Here is a 20325-nt window from a genome sequence, read left to right as displayed (position 1 = left end):
TTCACGACCCGATCGGGTGGGACACCGGCGCCGGCCCGAGCGGGCGGCCGCCGTAGATCACTCGCCCGTCGGCCTGTTGGTAGGTCTGCCACGGGATCGTGGGCTGCTGCTCCACTCCGGGTTTTGCGAAGTCGCACACCCCCGTCGGGAAAGCGTGCTCGAGCTCGGCCCATTCGGATGCGGTGAAGCTGACCGGCGTGGTCACACCGGCAACGGTTGTCGTGTACGACGACCGGTCGAGCGGCTCGAGCTGACACTTGTTGTTGTCGGTGCTGATCGAGTCACCGGCGACCATGCGCGCCGTTCCGTACACCGGCACGACGTCCGGGCCGCACAGCGAGTGCCACAGCAACGTCCCGGCGCCGTCCCAGCACTCGTCGCTCAGATCTGTCGGCTTGTCGGCGATGACCTTCGTGGCCAGCGATCGGTCACTTTCGTCAGCCGCCACCGCGGTCAGCCAGCGGTCCATCGCAAGGAACGCGTTGCGCTCGCAGGCGGCGTCGCCGAAGACCGGCTCCGCACCCTCCCAGATCAGCTGGTTGCCGTGCGTGCCGTTCTCCCGATCGAGCCGGGCACGGATCGCGAAGGCGCGATAGGCGTCGTGTGCGACGCCCGGATCAGGGCCGCGGCAGTCGATGATCGCGGTCTGGCCGAGGTTGTTCGCCTCGTTGATCAGGCCGCTGCGGTAGGCGTTGGCGAGCGAGGTGCGAGTTGCGCGCAACCTGGTCGGGACCCAGCCGAGATCGATGTTCACCCCGCCGATGTGGGCGTTGAGATCGGCGAACTGCGCCGCAGTGATCTCGCCCTTCTGCAATGCGCCGAGGCCGTACTGCACCCCGACGTTGTCCAGCGGCATGTTGGCGAAGCCCCGCCCGACCTTCTTCTCCGCCGCGCTCCACTCCCGGCGAGGGCGCAGCCCGAGCAGGTTCTTGTCCAGCTGGAAGATCGAACAGCGGACACCGCCCGGGTTGGTCGTCGCGTTGTAGCGGGTCTTGTCCGTCGTACCCGCGCACGGGAAGTACGGCACCGCACCCGACAGGTAGCCGGTCGGGCACTTCGCCGGGGTGTACGGCGCAGCCGGTGACAGGCAGCCGACGCTGAGGAGGGCGTCCACGGGCAGCAAGTTGCCCTCGACCGCGCCGAACTGCGTGGGTGACCAGACGACGCCGCGGGTCACGCTGTTGTCGGCGAGGCTGAGCCAGTAGCGCTCGAGCAACGCGTAATCGGCAACCTGGGTCGCCGACGTCATCGAGTCCGGGAACGAGCAAGTGGGCAGGATCCCTTGGTAGACGCCGGGGTAGGCGTTGGCGACCCACTGCACGGCGAGCGAGCCGCCTGAGCAGCCGGTGCCGATCGTGTAACGGATCAAGCCGTAGTGCGTCGCGATGTACTGCTTGGCCATCACCAGCGACTCCGCCTGGATCGCGACGTTGCAGTCGTGCCCGGAGTTGTCCAGCGCCGTCGACATGGTCATGTAGCCCTTGCCGAGCGCGAGCTTGCCGACGGCGCTGGTGGGGTTGGAGCTGCCGGTGACGTCCGGCGCGGTCGTCGGCTTGTACTGCGCCGCACAGCTGGCGCCGTGCATGATCAGCAGCTTGTGGTCCCACACGGGCTGCGGGGCGAAGGGCGTCCACGGTTTGCCCGGTTGGTACAGCGACGCGATCTCGTACTGGTCGCGGTCCATGTAGCCGGTCTGGATCCGGATCACGAACGGCACCGTCACACCCTGGTCGGTGGTCGTGGTCGCGACGTCCGTCGGCGGGTGGGCCGGGTCGTAGGGCTCGAAGCCGGGCTGCGCCGGGTCGGTGGAGACGTACTTGTAGCGGACGGTCGCCGGCTCGTCGCACTTCTTGTCGCGCGCGCCCTTCTGACACGTCCACGGCTGCGGTTGCGGCCCGGCGAACAGCGGCCCGCCGTTCGGGTGGTTCGTGACGGTGAGCTCGGCGCCGGTCCCGTCCGGCAACGTCGCTCGCACGACGTGGCGGCCGACCCGCAGGCCGCGAAGCAGCCCGGCGTAGCTGCCGTCGAGCGCCCCGTCCTGGCGGACGGCGAACCTGCGCGTCACGTCGCGCCCGTCGACGGTGATGGTCAACCGTCCCGCGTCGGCAGCGGGCGAGACCGCAACGAGCGCGCGCCCGCCGCTCACCAGATCGGCGCGACCGGACAGCACACTGATGACGACCGGAGAAGGCGCGTCACTGTGCTGCGGTGACCCGCCCGGCAAGGCGGCGGACCCCGCAGCGAGCAGTGCCGGCAGCAACAGGACGGTTCTCAGCCGATGAACAGCCACGGCGCCTACTTCGGCGACGGGTCGGGCATTCCCTCTCGCCCCGCTAAGGTCATGATCAACCCGCGTCGCCGGGTCGACCGCAGCACGTACGACGAGGGAGCCGACCGGTGAACGGTGACGGGACGCAGCACTGGCACGGTCTGCGCGTAGGGGCCGCGCTGATCGCTGCCGGCTGCTGCCTGGCCGGCTGCGGCGCCAGCAGCTCCGGCGGGGCGGCGGCAGGGACCACGCCGGCGGCCCTCGGCACCACCGCCGCCGCATCCACGCCGACGACGTCGTCCGGTGGCGCCTCCACAACGTCCGCTGGGACCGACGCCAGCTCCTTCTGCACCTTCGCCAGGACCGCCCAGGCGCAGGAGGAGAACGACTCGAAAGCCTTCACCTCCGACGACCCGAAGCAGCTCGCCGCCTACGCCGCGAAGGCGGTGAGCGAGCTCGACGAGTTCGCGGCCACAGCGCCGGCGTCGATCAAGCCCGACGTCCAGACGGTGGTGGCCGGGGCCAAGAAGGTGTTCACGCTGCTGAAGAACGCCGGGTACGACTACCACAAGGTCGACCCGAGCGCCTTCGCCTCGATCGACACACCCGCCTTCACCAAGGCCGACGCGGCGATTGCCAGCTACCTCGCGGACAAGTGCGGCATCAACGAAAGCGGCGACTGATCGGCGTCATGAAGACAACGTCCGTGGCGAAGATCGCTTCGTGGCCGTACCTTTGATCGATGGGATCGACGCAGTGAAGCGGGTCGAGGTCGAGCGCGACGGCCAGTGGTTCACGGGCACGATGGGCCTGTGGCGCGAGGACCCGCGCAAAGGTTGGATCGCCACGGTTCGGTACTCGACGGGCTCTCGCGTGCTCACCGAGACGATTCCGGCGGACCGCATTCGCGAGCTCGGGGACGACGAGTAACTACCGGCGCGGGTCGCTCGCCGACCGCCGGGTGCTCCTGCTCGCCAGTCACGCAGACGTGAGGATCACGAGCTGCTGGGTCGCTCTGGTCATCGCTACGTAGCGGTCGACAGCCACTGCGACGCCCTCCCCCCAGCCGGCCGGGTCGACGAGCACGACGAGGTCGAACTCGAGGCCTTTGGCGAGCTCGGGCGTGAGGGAGCGAACCCGGCCGGTGGCTTCGAACGTCGGTTCCCCGATCACGCAGGCGATGCCGTCCGGGTGCTCGGCGAGCCAGGCGTCCAGGATCGAGGTCAGCTCCGACGCCGCGGCGTGCACGACAGGACGGCCGCCGGTGCGGATCGACGTCGGCACGTTGGCGTCCGGCAACACGGCCCGGATCACCGGCTCGGCCTCGGCCATGACCTCCTCCGGCGTCCGGTAGTTCACGGTCAGCGTCGCCAGCTCGACGCGGTCCAGGCCCACCCGCGCCAACCGCGCCTGCCAGGACTCCGTGAACCCGCGCCGGGCCTGCGCGCGGTCCCCGACGATCGTGAAGCTGCGGGACGGGCACCGCGACAGCAGCATCTGCCACTCGGCGTCGGTGAGCTCCTGCGCCTCGTCCACGACGATGTGGGCGAAGGGCCCGGCGAGGCGGTCCGGTGTCGCACTCGGCAGGCCCGACTCGTCGATCAGCGCGTCACGCACGTCGTGAAAGCCGAGTACGGCGTTGCCCTCGGCGTCGACGATCGAACGCAACATCTGGACGGCACTGTCGCCGTCATGGTCGGAGGCGAGCAAGCTGTCGATGACCGCCTCTCGCTGCTCCGCTTCGGCCGCCACTGCCGACTGTCGCTGGCGGGCCCGGCGAGCGGCCTCCGCGTCGCCGAGGCGGAGGCGAGCCGCGTCGAGCATCGGCAGGTCGGACACCGTCCAGGCATCTGCGACGGGCCGCTGCAACGCGGCGACCTCGTCATCGCTCAACGACGGCGCGCACAGCCGCAGATACGCCGGAACGGTCAGCAGGTCGCCGACCAGCTCGGCCGGGTCGAGCAACGGCCAGGCCCGCGCGAACGTGGTGAGCAACTCGCGGTTGCGGGTGAGCGAACGCCGGAGCAGGTGCGGTTCGATCTCGTCGCTGTCGAAGTTGTCGATCGCGATCTCGACCAGCGCGTCCCACACCTCGGCGCGCGCCTCGTTGTGCGGCGTACCGGGCTCGGCCGCATCGAAAGCCTCGGCCCAGTCCTCGGCGCTGAGCCAAACGTCGCCGTAGTGGCTTTCGACGTTCAGCCCCTTCTTCGGTGGCTTCTCGTAGTAGCGGACGGCCGGCTCGATCGCCTTGACCAGCGCCGCGGACGACTTGAGGCGGGCGACCTCCGGATCGGCTTCGACCCTCGCGTCACGACCTTCCGGGACCAGATCCCGCAACGTGCAGATCTGCACGCCCTCCTCACCGAGACTGGGCAGGACGTCCGCGACGTAGGCCAGGTAGGGCTCGTGCGGCCCGACGAACAGCACGCCGCCGCGGTGATGTCCCAGCCGCGGGTCCGCGTAGAGCAGGTACGCGGCGCGATGCAGGGCGACGACGGTCTTGCCCGTGCCGGGACCGCCGTCGACGACGAGCGCCCCAGCGGAACCGGCGCGGATGATCGCGTCCTGATCGGCCTGGATCGTCGCGAGTACGTCCCGCATGCGCGGCGACCGGCTGCCGCCCAGGCTGGCGATGAACGCCGACTGGTCGTCGAGGGCGGGCGCGTGGCCTTCGAAGCCTTCGGGGGTGAACACCTCGTCCCAGTAGTCGTTGATCTTGCCGCGGCTCCACCGGTAGCGCCGCCGGCTCGCCAGGCCCATCGGGTTCGCATGCGTCGCGCCGAAGAACGGCTCGGCGGCGGGTGAGCGCCAGTCGAGCAGCAACCGACGGCCGCTGGGATCGGTCAGGCCGAGCCGGCCGACGTACGCCGGCTCGCCGTCCTCGCTGCCGATCACGTGGCCGAGGCAGAGATCAAGTCCGAACCGCCTGAGGGTGCGCAGCCGGGCCGCGAGCCGATGGATCTCGAGGTCGCGGTCCATCGCGGCCTGGCCCTCACCGCCCGCGGTTCTCAGCTCGCGCTCGAGGCGCTCGGACAGCTCGGCGATCGTGGCGGTGAGGCACTCGGCGATCGCGTGGAAGTGTTGCTCGTCGGCCGCGATGAGCGCCGGGGCGGCTTTCGCGGCAAGGTGGGCAGGAAGATCGAACGCGCTGATCGCGTCCCTCGCTTTCGTGGCCGGCCAGGTCTTCGGCCGACGAGTGTGCGGCACGACCCGGGTCTTGCCGCAAGCCCCCGGTCCGGGGGTACCTTGAAACTGAGGGGCACGCGCTACTCGCGGTGATCGCGCGCCGATCGGCGCAACCGGTCCACGACGTGCTGAACGTCCGCGGCGCGCCGTGCATCGCACGGGTGGGCTGCACCGGTCCGCACCGACGCCGCGAACTCCTCGCGCAGAGTCGCGAAGGTGCGCTGGTAGGCCTGTGCCCTGCGGCCGGTCCAGTCGGCGCAGTGCCGTCCGGCGGCATCCACCAGATCGAGCCGGCTCACCGGCTCATGCGGCCACCGCGAGCCGAACAGCAGCTGCGACAGCCCACCGCCCTCGTGGTGCAGGACGGCCGAGACGACCGCGCCGCGCTCGGTCGCTTCGCACGCCACGACCGGACCGAGCGCGTGCATCAGCAGGTCCACGCCGTGCGGGCCCCAGTCGAGCAGTGCGCCCTCCTGCTGACGCCACGGCGAGCCCGCGAAGGGTCCGCTGAGGAAGGCGCCGTTGAGGTTGACCAGTTGCGCGTACGTCGGATCCGTGACGGTGTCGAGCAGCTCGCGCACGTCGGGCCGGAACCGCGAGGTGAACATCACGATCGACGTGACGCCGGCGTCGGCGATCGCGCCGGCGACCTCCTCGGCTCGTTCGGCACTGTCGGCGAGCGGCTTGTCGAGCATCAGGTGCTTGCCGGCCGCAGCCGCCTGGATCGCATAACCGGCCTGGATCGCCGGCGGTACCGCGCACGCGATGACCTCGCAGCGGTCGAAGAGCTCCTCGACGGACTCGACAGCCGTCGTACCTGCCACCTCCGCGAGCTCCTGCGCCGCCTGCGGGCGCCGCGCCCACACACCGCAGAGCTCGAGCTCGGGCCCACCGGTGATCATCGGCACATAGGCGATCTGCGCCCACGGTCCGGCGCCGATCAGCCCCACGCGCAACGCGCTCACGGCTGGCCGGCCCAGTCCGGCTGCGGGTCGCCGAACACGTCGGGGTAGTCGACGCTGACCTTGCCGGGAAACGCCGGCGGCCGTTTCTCGAGGAACGACGTCACCCCTTCGACCGCGTCCCGGCCGCCGCCGGCCGCGGCCATGGCCCGCGAGTCGGCGACGTGGGAGAGGTGGGGCCGATCGAAGGTCAGGCCGCGCCACATCAACTGACGGGCGAGGGCCACGCTGACGGCGGAGGTGTTGTCAGCGATCTCGCGGGCGAGGGCCGTCGCCGCGCCGAGCAGCTCCGCCGCGGGGTGGACGCTGCGCAGCAGCCGGCTCGCGAGCGCCTCCTCCGGACCGAACACCCTTCCCGTCGCGTACCACTCCATCGCCTGGCTCGGCCCGACGATCCTGGGCAGGAACCACGACGACGCGGCCTCCGGCACGATCCCCCGGCGTGCGAAGACGAACCCGAACTTCGCGGTGTCCGACGCCATGCGGATGTCCATCGGAAGGGTCATCGTCACCCCGACGCCCACACACGGCCCGTTGATCGCAGCGATGACCGGCTTGCGGCTTTCGAAGATGCGCAAGCTCACCCGGCCCCCGCCGTCGCGCGGCACCTGGCCCGCGCTGTGCCCCCGGCGCTGCGGGTCGAACGCGCTGCCGCCGCTGGACAGGTCGGCGCCGGCGCAGAAGCCGCGCCCGGCACCCGTCACGATCACGACCCGTACGTCGTCATCGGCGTCGGCCCGGTCGAACGCGTCGATGAGCTCCTCGCACATGAGCGGCGTGAAAGCGTTGAGCTTGTCCGGCCGGTTCAGCGTGATGGTGGCGATGGCGTCGGCCAGGTCGTAGGTGATGTCGCGGTAGTCGCTCATCGCAGAACCATGTCATCCCGCCCACGGGCGGACGCAGCTAGGCGCCGAGCAGCTGCAACAACCCGTATGCCGCCAGCGAATGACTGTCGAAGATCTCGCCCCGGCAAATCGCCGCTTCGAACTCGGCGGCGGTGAACCGCCGCTGGACCATGTCCTGCTCCGTCGGCTCGCGCTCGTGCTCGCCGGCGGTGAGGCCTGACGCGAGCCACACGTCGTAACCCTGGCTGCAGAACCCGTACGCCGTATAGAGGTGGCCGAGGTGGCGCAGCTCCGCCGCGCGGATTCCGGTCTCCTCGCGAAGCTCGGCACGTGCCAGCTCTTCGATCGAGCCGCGCTCCCCGCCGGGCGGCCAGGTGCCCTGCGGGAACTCCCAGGATCGGCGGCCGATCGCGTAGCGGTACTGCTCGACGAGCCACATGCTGCCGTCCGGTTCGCGAGGGATGACGAGGGCGAAGTCAGGCCGGTCGACGACGCCGTACAGCCCAGGCGTGCCGTCGGGCAGCTCGACCGCGTCTTCGCGCACGGTGATCCACGGGTTGCGATACACCTCGCGGCTCGACACCGTCCGGAAGCTCATGTGCTCAAGATGCCATCGCTGTGGCGGCCGTAGCGATTCGCGTCGCTCACGAGCCGCCCGGAGCACAACCGAGATGATCGACGGCGTGGAGCTGACCCGATGAGCCGGCTGCGTCGTGGCGTCGTCATTGCGCTCGCCGTCTCGCTGACCTGCCTGGGCGGGCTGAGTGGGCGCCTCGCGCCGACATACGCGTCGACCGGGGCGGCGCGCACCCACGCCGCGACCGCCACCGCGAACCCCTGGGCGAGGCGGATCTGGGGCTACCTGCCCGCCCCGGGCGGGGTCGAGCTGCGCTACAGCGTCCTGCTCCCCCGCGCGCACGGTCGCTTCCCGGTCCTGATGCAGTACGACGGGTACGACGCCGGCGAGATCGGCGGCGTCGCCTACCAGCAGGGCGCCACCTGGATGTCCAGCGAGCTGGACGCGAGCCTGCTGCGCCGCGGCTACGCGGTGATGGGCTTGCAGATGCCGGGCACCGGCTGCTCGTCCGGGACCTTCGACCTGTTCGCCGAGGACTGGGGCACCGACGGAGCGCTGGGGGTCGAGTGGGCGGCCCGCCAGCCGTGGTCGACCGGTCGCGTCGGGATGTATGACTGGTCCTGGCCCGGCATCGGCCAGCTGTTCACCGCGTCGACCCGGCCGAAGGCACTCGACGCGATCGCACCGGGCATGGTCGTGACCGATCCGCTCCGCGACGTCGGCGCACCCGGCGGCATCCCGAACCCGGAGTTCAACAACCTGTGGTGGGCCACCATCCTCGACTCGTGGACCTACGCCGCGCTGGACGCGGTCGGCGACGGCGACACGCGGTGCGCCGTCGACCTCGCCCGCAACGTCACCGTGGGTCAGGCCACCTCACCGACCGCGGACTCCACGCACCTGTTCGAGGACGGGTTCTGGCGCAACCGTGACCTGCGCGCCATGACCAGGCGCATCGCCGTACCCGTCCTGTCGATGGTCGACTGGCAGGACGAAGAGGTGGGCTCGCGCGGCGGCTACTACCAGCAGCTCCTCGACCCGTCGAGGACCTGGTACGTCGGGACCAACGGCCAGCACGACATCTACCTGAGCAAGTCCTTCCGCCCGACGCTGCTCGCGTTCATGGACCACTTCGTGAAGCAGGAGGCCAACGGGTTCGCCCGCACGCCGCACGTCCGGCTCTGGGAAGAGACGACCGCCGCGGGCGGTGCGCAGTCCAGCGACGACCAGCTGACCGAGGCGAAGCCCGGCTTCGTCATCACCCGTCCACGGCTGCCGGTGCCGGTGCATCCGACGACGTTGTGGTTGCGGACAGGCGGCGGACTCGCGGCGCAGCGCGCCACGGCCGCGAGCGGATCGGAGACCTTCGCGCCGCTGCCAGGACCGATCGTGAACAACGACGTTCCGGGCGCGATCCTGGACGCGTCGGGCGGGCCGGTCGGGGAGCTGCCGTGGCAGGCCTCGGCCATCGTCGCGGGCACCGCGCTGTCGTTCACCACGCCACGGCTGACCCGCACGATCACGCTGTCCGGACCGGCATCGTTGAACCTGTGGCTGTCCTCGACAGCCACCAACACCGACGTGCAGGTCACCGTCACCGAGGTGCGCCCGGGCGGCCAGGAGGAGTACGTGCAGCGCGGCTGGCTGCGCGTGTCGGCACGCGCGATCGACAAGGCGCTGTCGAGCCGCCTGCTGCCGGTGCATCAGGAGACGATGGCGGCGCTGCAGCCCCTCACCCCCGGCAGGCTCGTCCGGGCGCGGGTCGAGATCCCGAACTTCACGCACACGTTCCGTGCCGGGACCGCGATCCGGATCTGGCTCGACGCGCCCAGCGGCACGGGCGACTGGAACTTCCTGTCCAGCGACGCGGGCGAGATCGACACCCTCTCACTCGACCACAGCCACGACTCGGCGCTGGTCGTCGGAAGGCTGTCCGGGCATCGAGCACCCGGCCACGAGCCAGCCTGCGACCGGCTCGTCGGTGAGCCGTGTCGGGCCAACCCGGTGACGACGACCGCAGACCGCGCAGCGCTCCCCCGCGGTTGGTGATTCGGGAATATCCACGGCAGCGCGCAGGCTGGGACGAACATGGCTTCCCTCGCAGACCGCACCATCGCTGCCCTCCTCGACCATCACGACGCGCTCGCGAGTGTGGTCGCGAACCTCAGTGACGCGGAGCTGAAAGGCCCGTCCGCCGCCTCGGAGTGGTCGGTCGCCCAGGTGCTGTCGCACCTCGGCAGCGGCGCCGAGCTCAACCTACGCGCCTGCCAGGTCGCGCTCGGCGACGCCGCCGAGCCCGAAGACGACTACAACCGACGGATCTGGGACCGCTGGGACGGGATGCGTCCGGACGAACAGGCGCAGCAGTTCGTCGCGCACGACGAACAGCTCGTCGAACTGCTCGACGCGCTCACCGCCGAGCAGCGCGAGGGCCTGCACGTGAAGCTCAGCTACCTGCCGGAGCCGGTCGGCATCGCGACCCTGACCGGCATGCGGCTGAACGAGGTGGCGCTGCACAGCTGGGACGTCCGGGTCGCACTCGACCCGACCGCCAAGCTCGACGACGAGGCCGCAGACATCCTCGCCGAGCAGTACTCCGGGGGGCTGGCCTTCATGCTCCGTCACGTCGGCAAGGCCGATGCCCTGTCCCAGCCGGCCGTCGTCGACGCGGGAAGCTACGGCCTCGTCATCGCCGACCGGGTGCGGCTGACCAGCTCGCCGCAGAACGTCACGGCGTCGTTCGAAGGGCCTCTGGAGGCGCTGGTCCGACTGATCGGCGGGCGGCTGACCGACGCCTACACGCCGGATTCGGTGCGGGTGTCGGGCGAGCTCACCATCGACGACCTGCGTCGCGTCTTTCCCGGTTTCTGATACCACTCCCGCGCGACTCATAGCCTGATCACCGTGACTGACCGGCAGCTGACCCTGATGGCCGTGCACGCCCACCCCGACGACGAGGCCACCGGCACCGGCGGGGTGCTGGCCAAGGCCGCCGCCGAAGGCATCCGTACCGTGCTCGTCACCTGCACCGACGGTCGCTGCGGCGACGGCCCTGGCGGGGTCAAGCCGGGCGAGCCCGGACACGATCCGGACGCGGTCGCGGCCCTGCGCATCCCGGAGCTCGAGAAGTCCTGCGAGATCCTCGGCATCAGCGATCTCGAGCTGCTGGGCTACCACGACTCCGGAATGATGGGCTGGGAGCAGTTCAACAACGCGCCCGAGTCGTTCTGGTCGACTCCCGTGGCGGACGGCGCGGCAAAGCTCGGGGCGCTCATCGAGAAATACCAGCCGGACGTGATCGTGACCTACGACGAGAACGGCTTCTACGGGCATCCGGACCACATTCAGGCCCACCGGATCACGATGGCCGCTCACGCCGCCACGGGATCGTCGGCCAAGGTCTACTGGGGCACGATCCCCAAGTCGCGGATGGAAGAGTTCGGCAACGCGATGCGCGACGCCGGTCTGGCGGACTGGGACGAGGAACCTCCCGCGGCTGAGGACGGCGCGCTCGACATCGGGCTTCCCGACGACCAGATCACCACCTGGGTGGACATCCGCGACTACAGCGAGCAGAAGTTCAACTCACTCGCGGCGCACGCCAGCCAGGGCGAGAACATCTTCTTCCTTCAGCTGGGGTTGGACACCTTCACCAAGCTGATGGGCGAGGAGACCTTCGTGCGGGTGCGTGACACGACGAACGCGCCGCTTCCGGAAAAGGACCTCTTCGACGGGCTTCGCTGAGCCGACCGCTCAGAACCCACCAAGTTCGCGCAGCAACCCGTCGGGACCGAACACCAGGTCGGTGAACCGCTCGCCGATCATCCGGTACCCCTCGGGGCTGGGATGGAGGTCGTCCGGCAACAGGTGCGCGTCGGGCGCACCGAACAGCGCGAGCCCGCCCAGGTAGTGCAGGTTCGCGTCGCCCTGCCCTTGACGACTGGCCACGGCGGCTTCGAGCAGCTCGCGCATCCGTTGCAACGTCAACGCTCCGGTCATGAGGTCGTCGGGACGCTCGACGCGCTGGTAGCTGCCATCCGGACCGCGGCTTGCCGGACCGGGATGGTCCTCGGCCGGCGGGCAGATGATCGGCGAGATCACGACGATCGCAACGTCGGGCTGAGCCTCGCGGATCGTGTCGAGAAAGCCGTGGACGGCCGGGACGAAGGCGCGCTCGCGCATCGTGTCGCCGTTGGAGACGTTGATGCCCACCTTGAGGGTGATGACGTCCGCGGCCAAATCGCGGATGGTGCGTGCCGCGTACTGGTCGAGGTGGCAGCTCCCGCCGAAACCGAGGTCGATCAGGCTCAGGCCGGTCGAGCGCGCCACCTGCGCTGGCCAGACGTCGGTCGGGCGCGGCACCTCCAGGCAGTGGCTGATGGAGCTGCCGTAGTGGGCCCAGACCTTGCGAGTGTCCGGAAGCCGCGGCTCCAGCGACGCGTCGTCATCGAGGCGGAGCTCACGCAGCTCGACCGTCGCGTTGTGCGGCAGCCAGATCTCGAGGTCCTTCACACCGGGTGGCAGGTCGGCGAAGCGGACCGTCGCGAGCGCGCCGCGCTCGACCGACACGTCCAGGGGCCGCAGGTTGCGTACGACGAGCCGGTCACCGTCCGTGACCGCGACCGAGTCTGCGATCCGGCCGTCCACGACCAGGTCGAACACGGCGGGCCGCGGCGCGGTCGGCGGGCTGTTCAGGATCATCGTCCGGGCGTCGAGCTCGATGACGGTTGCCGTCGTACGCAGCGCGACGTAGCAACCCGCCGGCATCCGGCTGGCGACGTCCGAGAGCGCGTCCGGCACCTGGATGCGGGTCCAAGCCGGCAGCCGGCGGGGGCTGATCCCGCCCTCGGTGCGGTCGAAGTCGGCCGCGCCGTGGATCGCGACGAGCGGATCGTCGAACCTGAAGACCTTCATAAGCAAGCAAGTATCCGGGTGCCTTACAGTTTGCTGTGAGCGCCGGGTCGGTCACGGAGCAAGCAGGAGACATCGTTCGTGGCGACTAGCCCATACGTGAGGCCACGGCCGATGTCGTTGGAGTCCGCCCCCGCCCGGCCGACCGCCGCCTGGGACGTGCTGATCCCGGAGCAGCCGGTTGCCCCCGCGTGGACCGCCGGGGAGCCGAATCTGAGGTTGGCGCCGCGGCGCGAGTCTCGGCTGGCCCGCGTCGCCGTCTGGTTGGCGGCGCCGGCCCTGCTGGCCGGCCTCGGCGCCTGGGGCCTGCAACGGCACGGCGCGTACAGCGGTGACGAGTCGGCCACTCGCTGGGCGGCGCTGCTGCCGATCCACGACCTGTTCCACCTGCTGCGCCACATCGACGCCGTCCACGGCCTGTACTACCTCGGGATGCACGCCTGGGTCGCCTTCGGCACCGGTCCCGTGGCGCTGCGGCTGCCCTCCCTCATCGCTGCGGTCGCGACGGCAGGTCTGGTCAGCGAGCTCGGCCGCCGGCTGACCGGGCGGCTCTGCGTCGGGCTCGTGGCCGGCATCTTCTACGCGATCAACCCGTTCGTCATGTTCTACGCGCAGACCGCGCGTTCGTACTCGGCAGTGTCACTGCTGATCGCTGCGGCGACGTTGGCGCTGCTGCGGGCGCTGGAGGCTGCCCGTGCCGACCGGCCGGGCCGAGTCCTGCTACGCCGCTGGGCGACGTACGGCGCGCTGATCGCGGCGTCCGGCTGGCTCAACGAGATGGCGTTGCTCGTCGTCGCCGCGCACGCGGTCACGATGGCGGTCACCGGATACGCGCCCCGGGTACGCCGGCAGTGGTTCGCCGCCGCGGCGGCCGGCATCCTCTCGGTGATCCCGTTGTTCGTGATCAGCAGCGGGCAGCAGGACGCCGTCGACTGGGTGACCCGGCCGAGCGGCCACGACGTCGTGACTCTGCTGCGCGACTTCTTCGGTCCGCGTCCTGCGATCATGGTGGTCACGATCGGTTGTGTGATCGCCGGCTGCGTCCCGGCCGGGCACGTGCGGACTGCGCTAGCGAACCACCGGGCGCTCGCCGCGTGGCGGCGCCGCGGGCCGGCCTCGCTGGTGTCCGTCGCGCTGCCGCTGCTCCTGGTGCCCCCGGTCATGTTGATCGCGGAGTCCGAGGTCGGGCAGCCGCTCTATGTCGACCGCTACCTGCTCTACTGCGTGCTCGGCGCGGTCCTGCTCATCGCCCACGGCGCGGTCCGAGTCGCCGGCCGCACACTGGGACAGCAGCGGGCCGCCTGGGTCTGGCTGCCGGCGCTCGGGCTCGCCGGCGCGGTCTTTCTGGCACAGCTTCCGGCCGCCCGCTACATCCGCTCGCCGGACAGCCGGCTACGCGACTTCGGCTCGCCCGCGACCTACCTCGATCGCCATGCTCGGCCCGGCGACGGTGTGCTGTTCTTCAGCGACTACTTCCGGCTGATGGAGCTCGGCTATCCCGGCGCCTTCCGCCACATTCGCGATGTCGGGGTGGCGGAGTCGCCCCTGCAAAGCGGCACGTTCAAGGGCGTCGACGCCCCGTTCGTCACTGCGGTGCCCCGCATCCTCGGCTGTCATCGGATCTGGACGGTCGGACGGATGCCGTTCGGGCCGCAGCCGACGGCGCTCGACGACGACGAACGGGCGCTGCTCGCCGCCGACTTCCACGTGGTTCGAGTCCTGCCGTTCCACGGGCTGACCGTCTCGTTGTGGGAGCACCGTGCCCTGCACCCTCGGCCTCGCGCGACCCGGGCGCGCCGGATCGGTCCGACTCGCGCCCACCGCGACGCCGAAGGGGCCGCAGTCTGAGGACTGCGACCCCTTCGTGACGGTCCGGCTGACGCCGCGACGTCAGAGCATGAACAGCATCTCCTGGTAGGTCGGCAACGGCCACAGGTCGTCGGCCACGACCGCCTCCAGGGAGTCCACCGCCGAGCGGACCGCCAGCATCGCCGGCAGCAGCGCGTCGCGGTAGTGGATCGCCTCGGCCAGCAGGTCGTCCGCGGCCTCGTGGCGCAGCCCCGCCGACAGGGTGCCGAGCGCCTCGCGCAGCGAGCCGATCAGCCCGGTGAGCTCGCCCAGCGCAGTGGTGTCGGCCTCGACGCCGGCCGCCTTCAGCGCCGCCACGTTGGCCGCGAGCTCGGTCTGGTAGCGGGTCGCCGCAGGCAGGATCGACGTCGTACCGATCTCCAGCACCGAGCGAGCCTCGACCCCGACGCTGAGGACGTACTGCTCCAAGCCGATCTCGTAGCGGCTGTGCGCTTCGCGCTCGGTGAAGACGCCGTACTTCGAGAACAGCTCCACCGACTCCGGCTTGATGAGCTCCGGCAGCGCGTCGGGGGTCGTGCGCAGGTTCGCAAGGCCGCGCGCCGCAGCCTCGACCTGCCAGTCCTCGGAGTAGCCGTTGCCGTTGAACACGACGTTGCCGTGGTTGGTGATGATCTCCTCGAGCAGCTTCTGCACGGCGGTGTTGAACTCCGTGCCGCCGGCGATCGCGGTCTCCAGCGAGGTGGCGATGTAGTCCAGCGCCTCCGCCAGGATGGTGTTGATCATCGTCATCGGACCGGCGATCGTCTGGCTCGAGCCGGCGGCGCGGAACTCGAACCGGTTGCCGGTGAAGGCGAACGGACTGGTCCGGTTGCGGTCACCCGGGTCGGTCGGCAGGACCGGCAGGGTGTCGACGCCGATGATCAGCGTCCCCTTCTCCTTCGACGACGTCGCGCCGCCCTTGGCGATCTGGTCGAACACGTCGGCCAGCTGCTCGCCCAGGAAGATCGAGATGATCGCCGGCGGAGCCTCGTTGGCACCGAGCCGGTGGTCGTTGGCCGCCGACGCGATCGCCGCGCGAAGCAGGCCGCCGTACTTGTGCACGCCGCGGATCACCGCGCTGCAGAAGACGAGGAACTGCGCGTTGTCGTGGGGCGTGTCACCCGGCAGCAGCAGGTTGCCCTGGCTGGCGTTGCCGATCGAGAAGTTGACGTGCTTGCCCGAGCCGTTGATTCCGGCAAACGGCTTCTCGTGGAACAGGCACTCCATGCCGTGGCGGTTGGCGACCTTCTTCATGGTCGTCATCAGCAGCTGCTGGTGGTCGGAGGCGATGTTGGAGCGCTCGAAGACCGGGGCGATCTCGAACTGCCCGGGTGCGACCTCGTTGTGCCGGGTCTTGGCCGGGATGCCGAGCTTGAACAGCTCGCGCTCGGCGTCGAACATGCACGCCAGCACCCGGTCCGGGATGGCGCCGAAGTAGTGGTCGTCGAACTCCTGGCCCTTCGGCGGCTTCGCACCGAACAGCGTCCGGCCGGAGTTGAGCAGGTCGGGCCGGGCCAACAGGAAGTGGCGGTCGACCAGGAAGTACTCCTGCTCCGGACCGGCGAAGGACACGACCGCGTCGGGGTTCTCGTGGCCGAAGAGCTTCAGCACCCGCTCGGCCTGCTTGGCCATCGCCTGCTGCGAGCGCAGCAGCGGGGTCTTGTGGTCCAGCGCCTCGCCGGTCATCGAGACGAACACCGTCGGGATGCACAGCGTGTTGCCGTTGGGGTTCTCGAGGATGTACGCCGGGCTGGTCACGTCCCAGCCGGTGTAGCCGCGCGCCTCGAACGTCGAGCGGATGCCGCCGTTCGGGAAGCTGGACGCGTCGGGCTCACCCTGGGTCAGGGTCTTGCCGGAGAACTCCGCCAGCGCCGTGCCGTCGCCGTTGGGCTCCAGGAAGCTGTCGTGCTTCTCCGCGGTCAGACCGGTCAGCGGGTAGAAGACGTGCGCATAGTGCGTCGCACCCTTCGACATCGCCCAGTCCTTCATCGCCACGGCGACGGCGTCAGCGACGCTGGGGTCGAGGGTCTGGTTGTGGTCGATCGTGGCGAGCACCGACTTGTAGACGGCCTTCGGCAGGACCTTCTGCATCACTGCCTTGCTGAAGACGTTCTCGCCGAAGATGCCACCCGGCTCCTCGTCGAGTGAGAACGTCGCCGGAGGCGGGGTGAAGGCCGCCACGGCCTCGATCGCCTGCCGTCGTACTGCGTTGCCTGCCATCAACTCTCCCCTGCGTGAGCCGTCCCCGAGCCCGCCTCGACGGGCCGATTTCCGGTCTCGAAGGTAGGCGAGGTTTGTTTCGAGCAGATCACGCGGGGTCTACCGGCGACGGCCGGCCCGTTCCCGCTAGGCCGAAGGGCCGTCAGTGACCTCGTCCACGATCTCGGACAGAGCGGCGAGCCGATGGTCCTTCGCACCCACGATCTTGGTGAGCCACCGGCGCGCTTCGGCGACGTCCGGCTTGCCGAACCGCACGAGCTCTTCGATGTCCGCCCAGTCCTTGCGACGGTCGAAAAGCGCCTTGAACACGAGCAGGTCGGTCGCCGACAGGATCGGAACCGTCGCGTCCAGCATCGGCACCAGCTCGGTGCGCGCGTCGATCGCGGCGTGCAGCGCGTGCTGCGGGAAGAACAGGTCGAGCGGGATGGCCGGGCCGTCGCCCTCCGGCAGCGGCCAGAGCAGCCGGACCTGTCCGTCCCGGCGGACCGCCGCGACATCCCCCTCTGTCCACGGCACATCGGGCGGCAGCAGCCCGAAGACGGCCTCGGGGTGCTTCGGGTCAGCACTGACGTTGAGGTCGATGTCGTTGGTGGCCCGCGCCTGCGCGACGTGGTAGGCCAGCGCGAGTGCGCCACCGATCGCGTGTGCGACTCCGGCGCGGTCGAGCCGGTGGTGAACGTCGACCGCCCGCTCGAGGACGATCAACGGCGACGTGGTCATCCCGCCCGCAGCCGCCGGAACGACGGATAGGTGAGCGGTCCGGCCGCACGCCGGGGCAACGCCATCGCGAGCGCGGTCACCTGCTCGAGCTGAGCCGCGGCGCCACGAGCACGGTCGACGGTCGTCGTCGGGTCGAGCGTCGCGCCGCAGGCCTCGATCAGCCGGATCAGCGCGTCGCCGCCCGGCACGCGGCGCCCGTTCTCGTACGCACTGATGAGCGTCGCGTCGACGCCGCTGCGCCGCGCGAGCTCGTTCTGGGACAGGCCGGCGCGACCGCGCACCTCGCGCAGCAGCGACCCGGATCGGCTCACCCCACCATCGTATGCGGGGTTGACGGATTGCGCTACCCCAGTTGGCCCGAGGCGGACGGTCGGCGGGACATGCGATCCGATAGAAAAGGAGGCACATCCCTTCACCGGAGGCTGTCGTGACCGCACCTGTCGTCCACCCCGATCGCTTCTTCATCGACGGCGAGTGGGCCACGCCCTCCTCCTCGGCCACGTTCGACGTCATCGACTCGGCCAGTGAAGAGGTCTTCTTCTCCGTTGCCGAGGCGCAGGCCGCCGACATGGAGAAGGCCATCACCGCTGCGCGCAACGCCTTCGACAACGGACCGTGGCCCTTCCTCGCCCACCGCGAGCGCGCGGAGTACCTGCGCGCGCTGAGCAAGGAGCTGTCTGCCCGGGCCGACGCGCTCGGAGAGATCTGGCCGCGCGAGTCCGGGATCCTCGCGATGATCGCGAAGTTCTCCGCACCGATGTTCGCGACGGTCTTCGACTACTACGCGGGGCTCGCCGACACCTACGCGTGGGAGGAGCGGGCGCAGCCGACGATGGGCGGCTCGTTCGGCCTGATCGTGCGCGAGCCGGTCGGTGTCGTCGGCGCGATCATCCCGTGGAACGCGCCGATCCAGCTCGCGATCTACAAGATGGCGCCGGCCCTGCTCGCCGGGTGCACCGTGATCCTCAAGGCCTCCCCCGAGGCACCCGGCGCGGCGGACCTGCTGGCCGAGTGCGCCGAGGCCGCCGGGCTGCCGCCGGGCGTCTTCAACGTCCTCACTGCCGACCGCGAGGTCTCCGAGATGCTGGTCCGCGACCCGCGCGTGGACAAGATCGCCTTCACCGGGTCGACCGCCGCCGGCCGGCGGATCGCCTCGCTGTGCGGTAAGCGGATCGCCCGCTACACCCTCGAGCTCGGCGGCAAGTCCGCCGCCGTGATCCTCGACGACGCCGACCTGGGACAGGCCGCCATGGCGATCGCCGGCGCGGAGTGCATGATCTCCGGCCAGGTCTGCTCCTCGCTCACGCGCCTCGTCGTCCCGCGCAAGCGCCACGACGAGTTCGTCGAGGCACTGGCCGCAACGTTCTCCCAGATGGTGGTCGGCGACCCGTTCGACCCGGCGACGCAGATGGGCCCGCTCGCGATGGAGCGCCAGCGCGACAAGGTGCTCGACCTGATCGCGAAAGGCAAGACCGAGGCGAAGCTCGTCACCGGTGGTGGGCGGCCGGCGCACCTCGAGCGCGGCTACTACGTCGAGCCGACCGTCTTCGCCGAGGTCGACAACTCGATGACGATCGCGCAGGAGGAGATCTTCGGGCCGGTGCTGTCGGTGATCCCGGCCGCCGATGAGGACGACGCGGTCCGGATCGCCAACGACACGATCTACGGCCTCAACGCCTCGGTGTTCACCGGCGACGCCGACAAGGCGCGCGCGGTCGCCGCCCGCCTGCGCTCGGGGACGGTCGGGCACAACGGCTTCCGCACCGACTTCGGCATCGCCTTCGGCGGCTTCAAGCAGTCCGGCATCGGGCGCGAGGGTGGCGTCGAGGGACTGCTCCCCTACCTCGAGACCAAGACGGTCATCCTCGAGACGACGCCGAGCTCGTACGCCGAGTAGCCGTTACGGCAGCGCGGCGGTGGTGCCGCCGTCGACCGGGATGATCACGCCGGTCAGATAGCTCGACCGGTCGGAGGCCAGGAACGCGGCGACCTCCGCGATCTCCTCCGCGCGGCCGGCCCGCTTGAGCGCCGAGCCCTGCACGAGCTGCGGGAACTTCTCCGCGGTGCCGGGTCCGCCGGTCATCGCGGTCTCGACGAAGCCCGGACAGATCGCGTTGGCGCGGATCCCCTGGGCGCCGTACTCGACGGCCGCTGCCTTGGTGATGGCGTGCACCCCGGCCTTCGCCGCGGAGTAGATGCCGGTGCCCATCGGCGAGGCGCCGAGACCGCCGATCGACGACCAGTTCACGATCGACCCGCCTCCGGTCGGGATCATCGTCTTGATCGCATGCTTCGTGCCGAGCAGGACACCGAGCATGTCGATCGAGGTGACCCGGTGGTACTCCTCGAGGGTCGCCTCGGCGAGCGGTCCGCCGGACGCGACGCCTGCGACGTTCAGCGCGGCGTCGACCCGGCCGAACGCCTGCACCGCGGCCTCGAACAACGCGACGACGCTCGCCTCGTCGGCGACGTCGCACCGTACGGCGATCGCGGCGTCGCCGAGGTCGGCGGCGGTCTGGTCCTGCGCCCCGCTGATGTCGGCGCAGACGACCCGGGCGCCCGCGCGCACGAAGACCTCCGCCGACGCCCGGCCCATGCCGGATCCGGCGCCGGTGATCACGGCCACCTTGCCGTCGAGCTCGCCCATGTGTCCTCCGCTCATGCTGTGCAACTGCTCAGATACTGGCACGGGGGCCTTGCCACCCATCGCCTAGGTCCGGGACCAAGTGCCCTGGCCGCGATCCGTACCGTCTGGATAAATAGCGCCAACTGATGACGCGCCCGGCT

17 protein-coding genes are annotated in these 20325 nt (G+C 70.3%); 7 read left to right on the top strand and 10 right to left on the bottom strand.

Annotation, left to right across the window (positions count from 1 at the left end; all coding sequences use genetic code 11):
* Nucleotide 1: 1 nt before the first annotated feature.
* A complete protein-coding gene (locus VG899_16435; GenBank protein ID HWA67953.1) occupies nt 2–2290 on the bottom strand; it encodes a DUF6351 family protein in 2289 nt (762 codons plus the stop codon).
* Between the two features lie 107 nt (nt 2291–2397).
* Here VG899_16435 and VG899_16430 point away from each other — a divergent pair, with 107 nt between their 5' ends.
* Both VG899_16430 and VG899_16425 read left to right on the top strand, forming a co-directional pair.
* On the top strand, nt 2398–2952 hold the full coding sequence (locus tag VG899_16430; protein ID HWA67952.1) for a hypothetical protein: 555 nt from the start codon (nt 2398–2400) through the stop codon (nt 2950–2952).
* Nucleotides 2953–2992: 40 nt separating this feature from the next.
* Nucleotides 2993–3199 (top strand): hypothetical protein, encoded by a 207-nt coding sequence (locus VG899_16425; protein ID HWA67951.1) that lies wholly within the window; start codon nt 2993–2995, stop codon nt 3197–3199.
* A gap of 48 nt (nt 3200–3247) precedes the next feature.
* Here the strand turns inward: VG899_16425 and helR are convergent, their stop codons facing one another.
* The 4 genes from helR to VG899_16405 are packed head-to-tail and all read right to left on the bottom strand — an operon-like array spanning nt 3248 to nt 7860.
* Entirely contained in the window at nt 3248–5476 is a 2229-nt protein-coding gene (gene helR, locus VG899_16420) for an RNA polymerase recycling motor ATPase HelR (GenBank protein HWA67950.1), read from the bottom strand.
* A gap of 59 nt (nt 5477–5535) precedes the next feature.
* Entirely contained in the window at nt 5536–6420 is an 885-nt protein-coding gene (locus tag VG899_16415) for a Gfo/Idh/MocA family oxidoreductase (GenBank protein ID HWA67949.1), read from the bottom strand.
* Nucleotides 6417–7283: an enoyl-CoA hydratase-related protein gene (locus VG899_16410; protein ID HWA67948.1), complete on the bottom strand. Its 867-nt coding sequence runs from the start codon at nt 7281–7283 to the stop codon at nt 6417–6419. Before VG899_16410 ends, VG899_16415 begins: the two co-directional genes overlap by 4 nt.
* Before the next feature lie 37 nt (nt 7284–7320).
* Nucleotides 7321–7860, bottom strand: coding sequence for an NUDIX hydrolase (locus VG899_16405; protein HWA67947.1), 540 nt, complete (start codon nt 7858–7860; stop codon nt 7321–7323).
* A gap of 99 nt (nt 7861–7959) precedes the next feature.
* Here VG899_16405 and VG899_16400 point away from each other — a divergent pair, with 99 nt between their 5' ends.
* From VG899_16400 to VG899_16390, 3 genes are read left to right on the top strand one after another with little or no spacing between them, the layout of a single operon-like run.
* Nucleotides 7960–9888, top strand: a complete 1929-nt coding sequence (locus tag VG899_16400; GenBank protein HWA67946.1) for a CocE/NonD family hydrolase — start codon at nt 7960–7962, stop codon at nt 9886–9888.
* Nucleotides 9889–9927: 39 nt separating this feature from the next.
* A complete protein-coding gene (locus VG899_16395) occupies nt 9928–10710 on the top strand; it encodes a maleylpyruvate isomerase family mycothiol-dependent enzyme (GenBank protein HWA67945.1) in 783 nt (260 codons plus the stop codon).
* A 33-nt stretch (nt 10711–10743) separates the two neighbouring features.
* A complete protein-coding gene (locus VG899_16390) occupies nt 10744–11583 on the top strand; it encodes a PIG-L family deacetylase (GenBank protein HWA67944.1) in 840 nt (279 codons plus the stop codon).
* A 9-nt stretch (nt 11584–11592) separates the two neighbouring features.
* Here the strand turns inward: VG899_16390 and VG899_16385 are convergent, their stop codons facing one another.
* On the bottom strand, nt 11593–12753 hold the full coding sequence (locus tag VG899_16385) for a GDSL-type esterase/lipase family protein (protein HWA67943.1): 1161 nt from the start codon (nt 12751–12753) through the stop codon (nt 11593–11595).
* A gap of 111 nt (nt 12754–12864) precedes the next feature.
* Here VG899_16385 and VG899_16380 point away from each other — a divergent pair, with 111 nt between their 5' ends.
* On the top strand, nt 12865–14598 hold the full coding sequence (locus VG899_16380; GenBank protein HWA67942.1) for a hypothetical protein: 1734 nt from the start codon (nt 12865–12867) through the stop codon (nt 14596–14598).
* Nucleotides 14599–14640: 42 nt separating this feature from the next.
* Here the strand turns inward: VG899_16380 and VG899_16375 are convergent, their stop codons facing one another.
* The 3 genes from VG899_16375 to VG899_16365 form a co-directional block, all read right to left on the bottom strand.
* Nucleotides 14641–16818, bottom strand: coding sequence for a glutamine synthetase III (locus VG899_16375; GenBank protein ID HWA67941.1), 2178 nt, complete (start codon nt 16816–16818; stop codon nt 14641–14643).
* Between the two features lie 126 nt (nt 16819–16944).
* Nucleotides 16945–17538, bottom strand: a complete 594-nt coding sequence (locus tag VG899_16370; protein ID HWA67940.1) for a hypothetical protein — start codon at nt 17536–17538, stop codon at nt 16945–16947.
* Complete coding sequence (locus VG899_16365; GenBank protein ID HWA67939.1) at nt 17535–17849, bottom strand: helix-turn-helix transcriptional regulator; 315 nt, start codon at nt 17847–17849, stop codon at nt 17535–17537. Before VG899_16365 ends, VG899_16370 begins: the two co-directional genes overlap by 4 nt.
* 116 nt (nt 17850–17965) lie before the next feature.
* On the opposite strand from VG899_16365, the gene VG899_16360 reads away from it, so the two are divergent.
* A complete protein-coding gene (locus VG899_16360) occupies nt 17966–19435 on the top strand; it encodes an aldehyde dehydrogenase (protein ID HWA67938.1) in 1470 nt (489 codons plus the stop codon).
* Between the two features lie 3 nt (nt 19436–19438).
* Here the strand turns inward: VG899_16360 and VG899_16355 are convergent, their stop codons facing one another.
* Nucleotides 19439–20185, bottom strand: coding sequence for an SDR family NAD(P)-dependent oxidoreductase (locus VG899_16355; protein HWA67937.1), 747 nt, complete (start codon nt 20183–20185; stop codon nt 19439–19441).
* Nucleotides 20186–20325 lie beyond the last annotated feature (140 nt).

This window comes from Mycobacteriales bacterium (genome assembly GCA_035550055.1).
In the GTDB taxonomy this organism is placed as follows: Bacteria; Actinomycetota; Actinomycetes; order JAFAQI01; family JAFAQI01; genus DASZTV01.
The sequence above is the reverse complement of the archived record's forward strand: the minus strand, read 5'-3'. Positions and strand labels throughout refer to the sequence as shown.

Coding starts and splice junctions, on each gene's coding strand:
- VG899_16410 (HWA67948.1), bottom strand. CDS start 7,283: ATGAGCGACTACCGCGACATCACCTACGACCTGGCCGACGCCATCGCC.
- VG899_16405 (HWA67947.1), bottom strand. CDS start 7,860: ATGAGCTTCCGGACGGTGTCGAGCCGCGAGGTGTATCGCAACCCGTGG.
- VG899_16400 (HWA67946.1), top strand. CDS start 7,960: ATGAGCCGGCTGCGTCGTGGCGTCGTCATTGCGCTCGCCGTCTCGCTG.
- VG899_16395 (HWA67945.1), top strand. CDS start 9,928: ATGGCTTCCCTCGCAGACCGCACCATCGCTGCCCTCCTCGACCATCAC.
- VG899_16385 (HWA67943.1), bottom strand. CDS start 12,753: ATGAAGGTCTTCAGGTTCGACGATCCGCTCGTCGCGATCCACGGCGCG.
- VG899_16380 (HWA67942.1), top strand. CDS start 12,865: ATGTCGTTGGAGTCCGCCCCCGCCCGGCCGACCGCCGCCTGGGACGTG.
- VG899_16375 (HWA67941.1), bottom strand. CDS start 16,818: ATGGCAGGCAACGCAGTACGACGGCAGGCGATCGAGGCCGTGGCGGCC.
- VG899_16370 (HWA67940.1), bottom strand. CDS start 17,538: ATGACCACGTCGCCGTTGATCGTCCTCGAGCGGGCGGTCGACGTTCAC.
- VG899_16355 (HWA67937.1), bottom strand. CDS start 20,185: ATGGGCGAGCTCGACGGCAAGGTGGCCGTGATCACCGGCGCCGGATCC.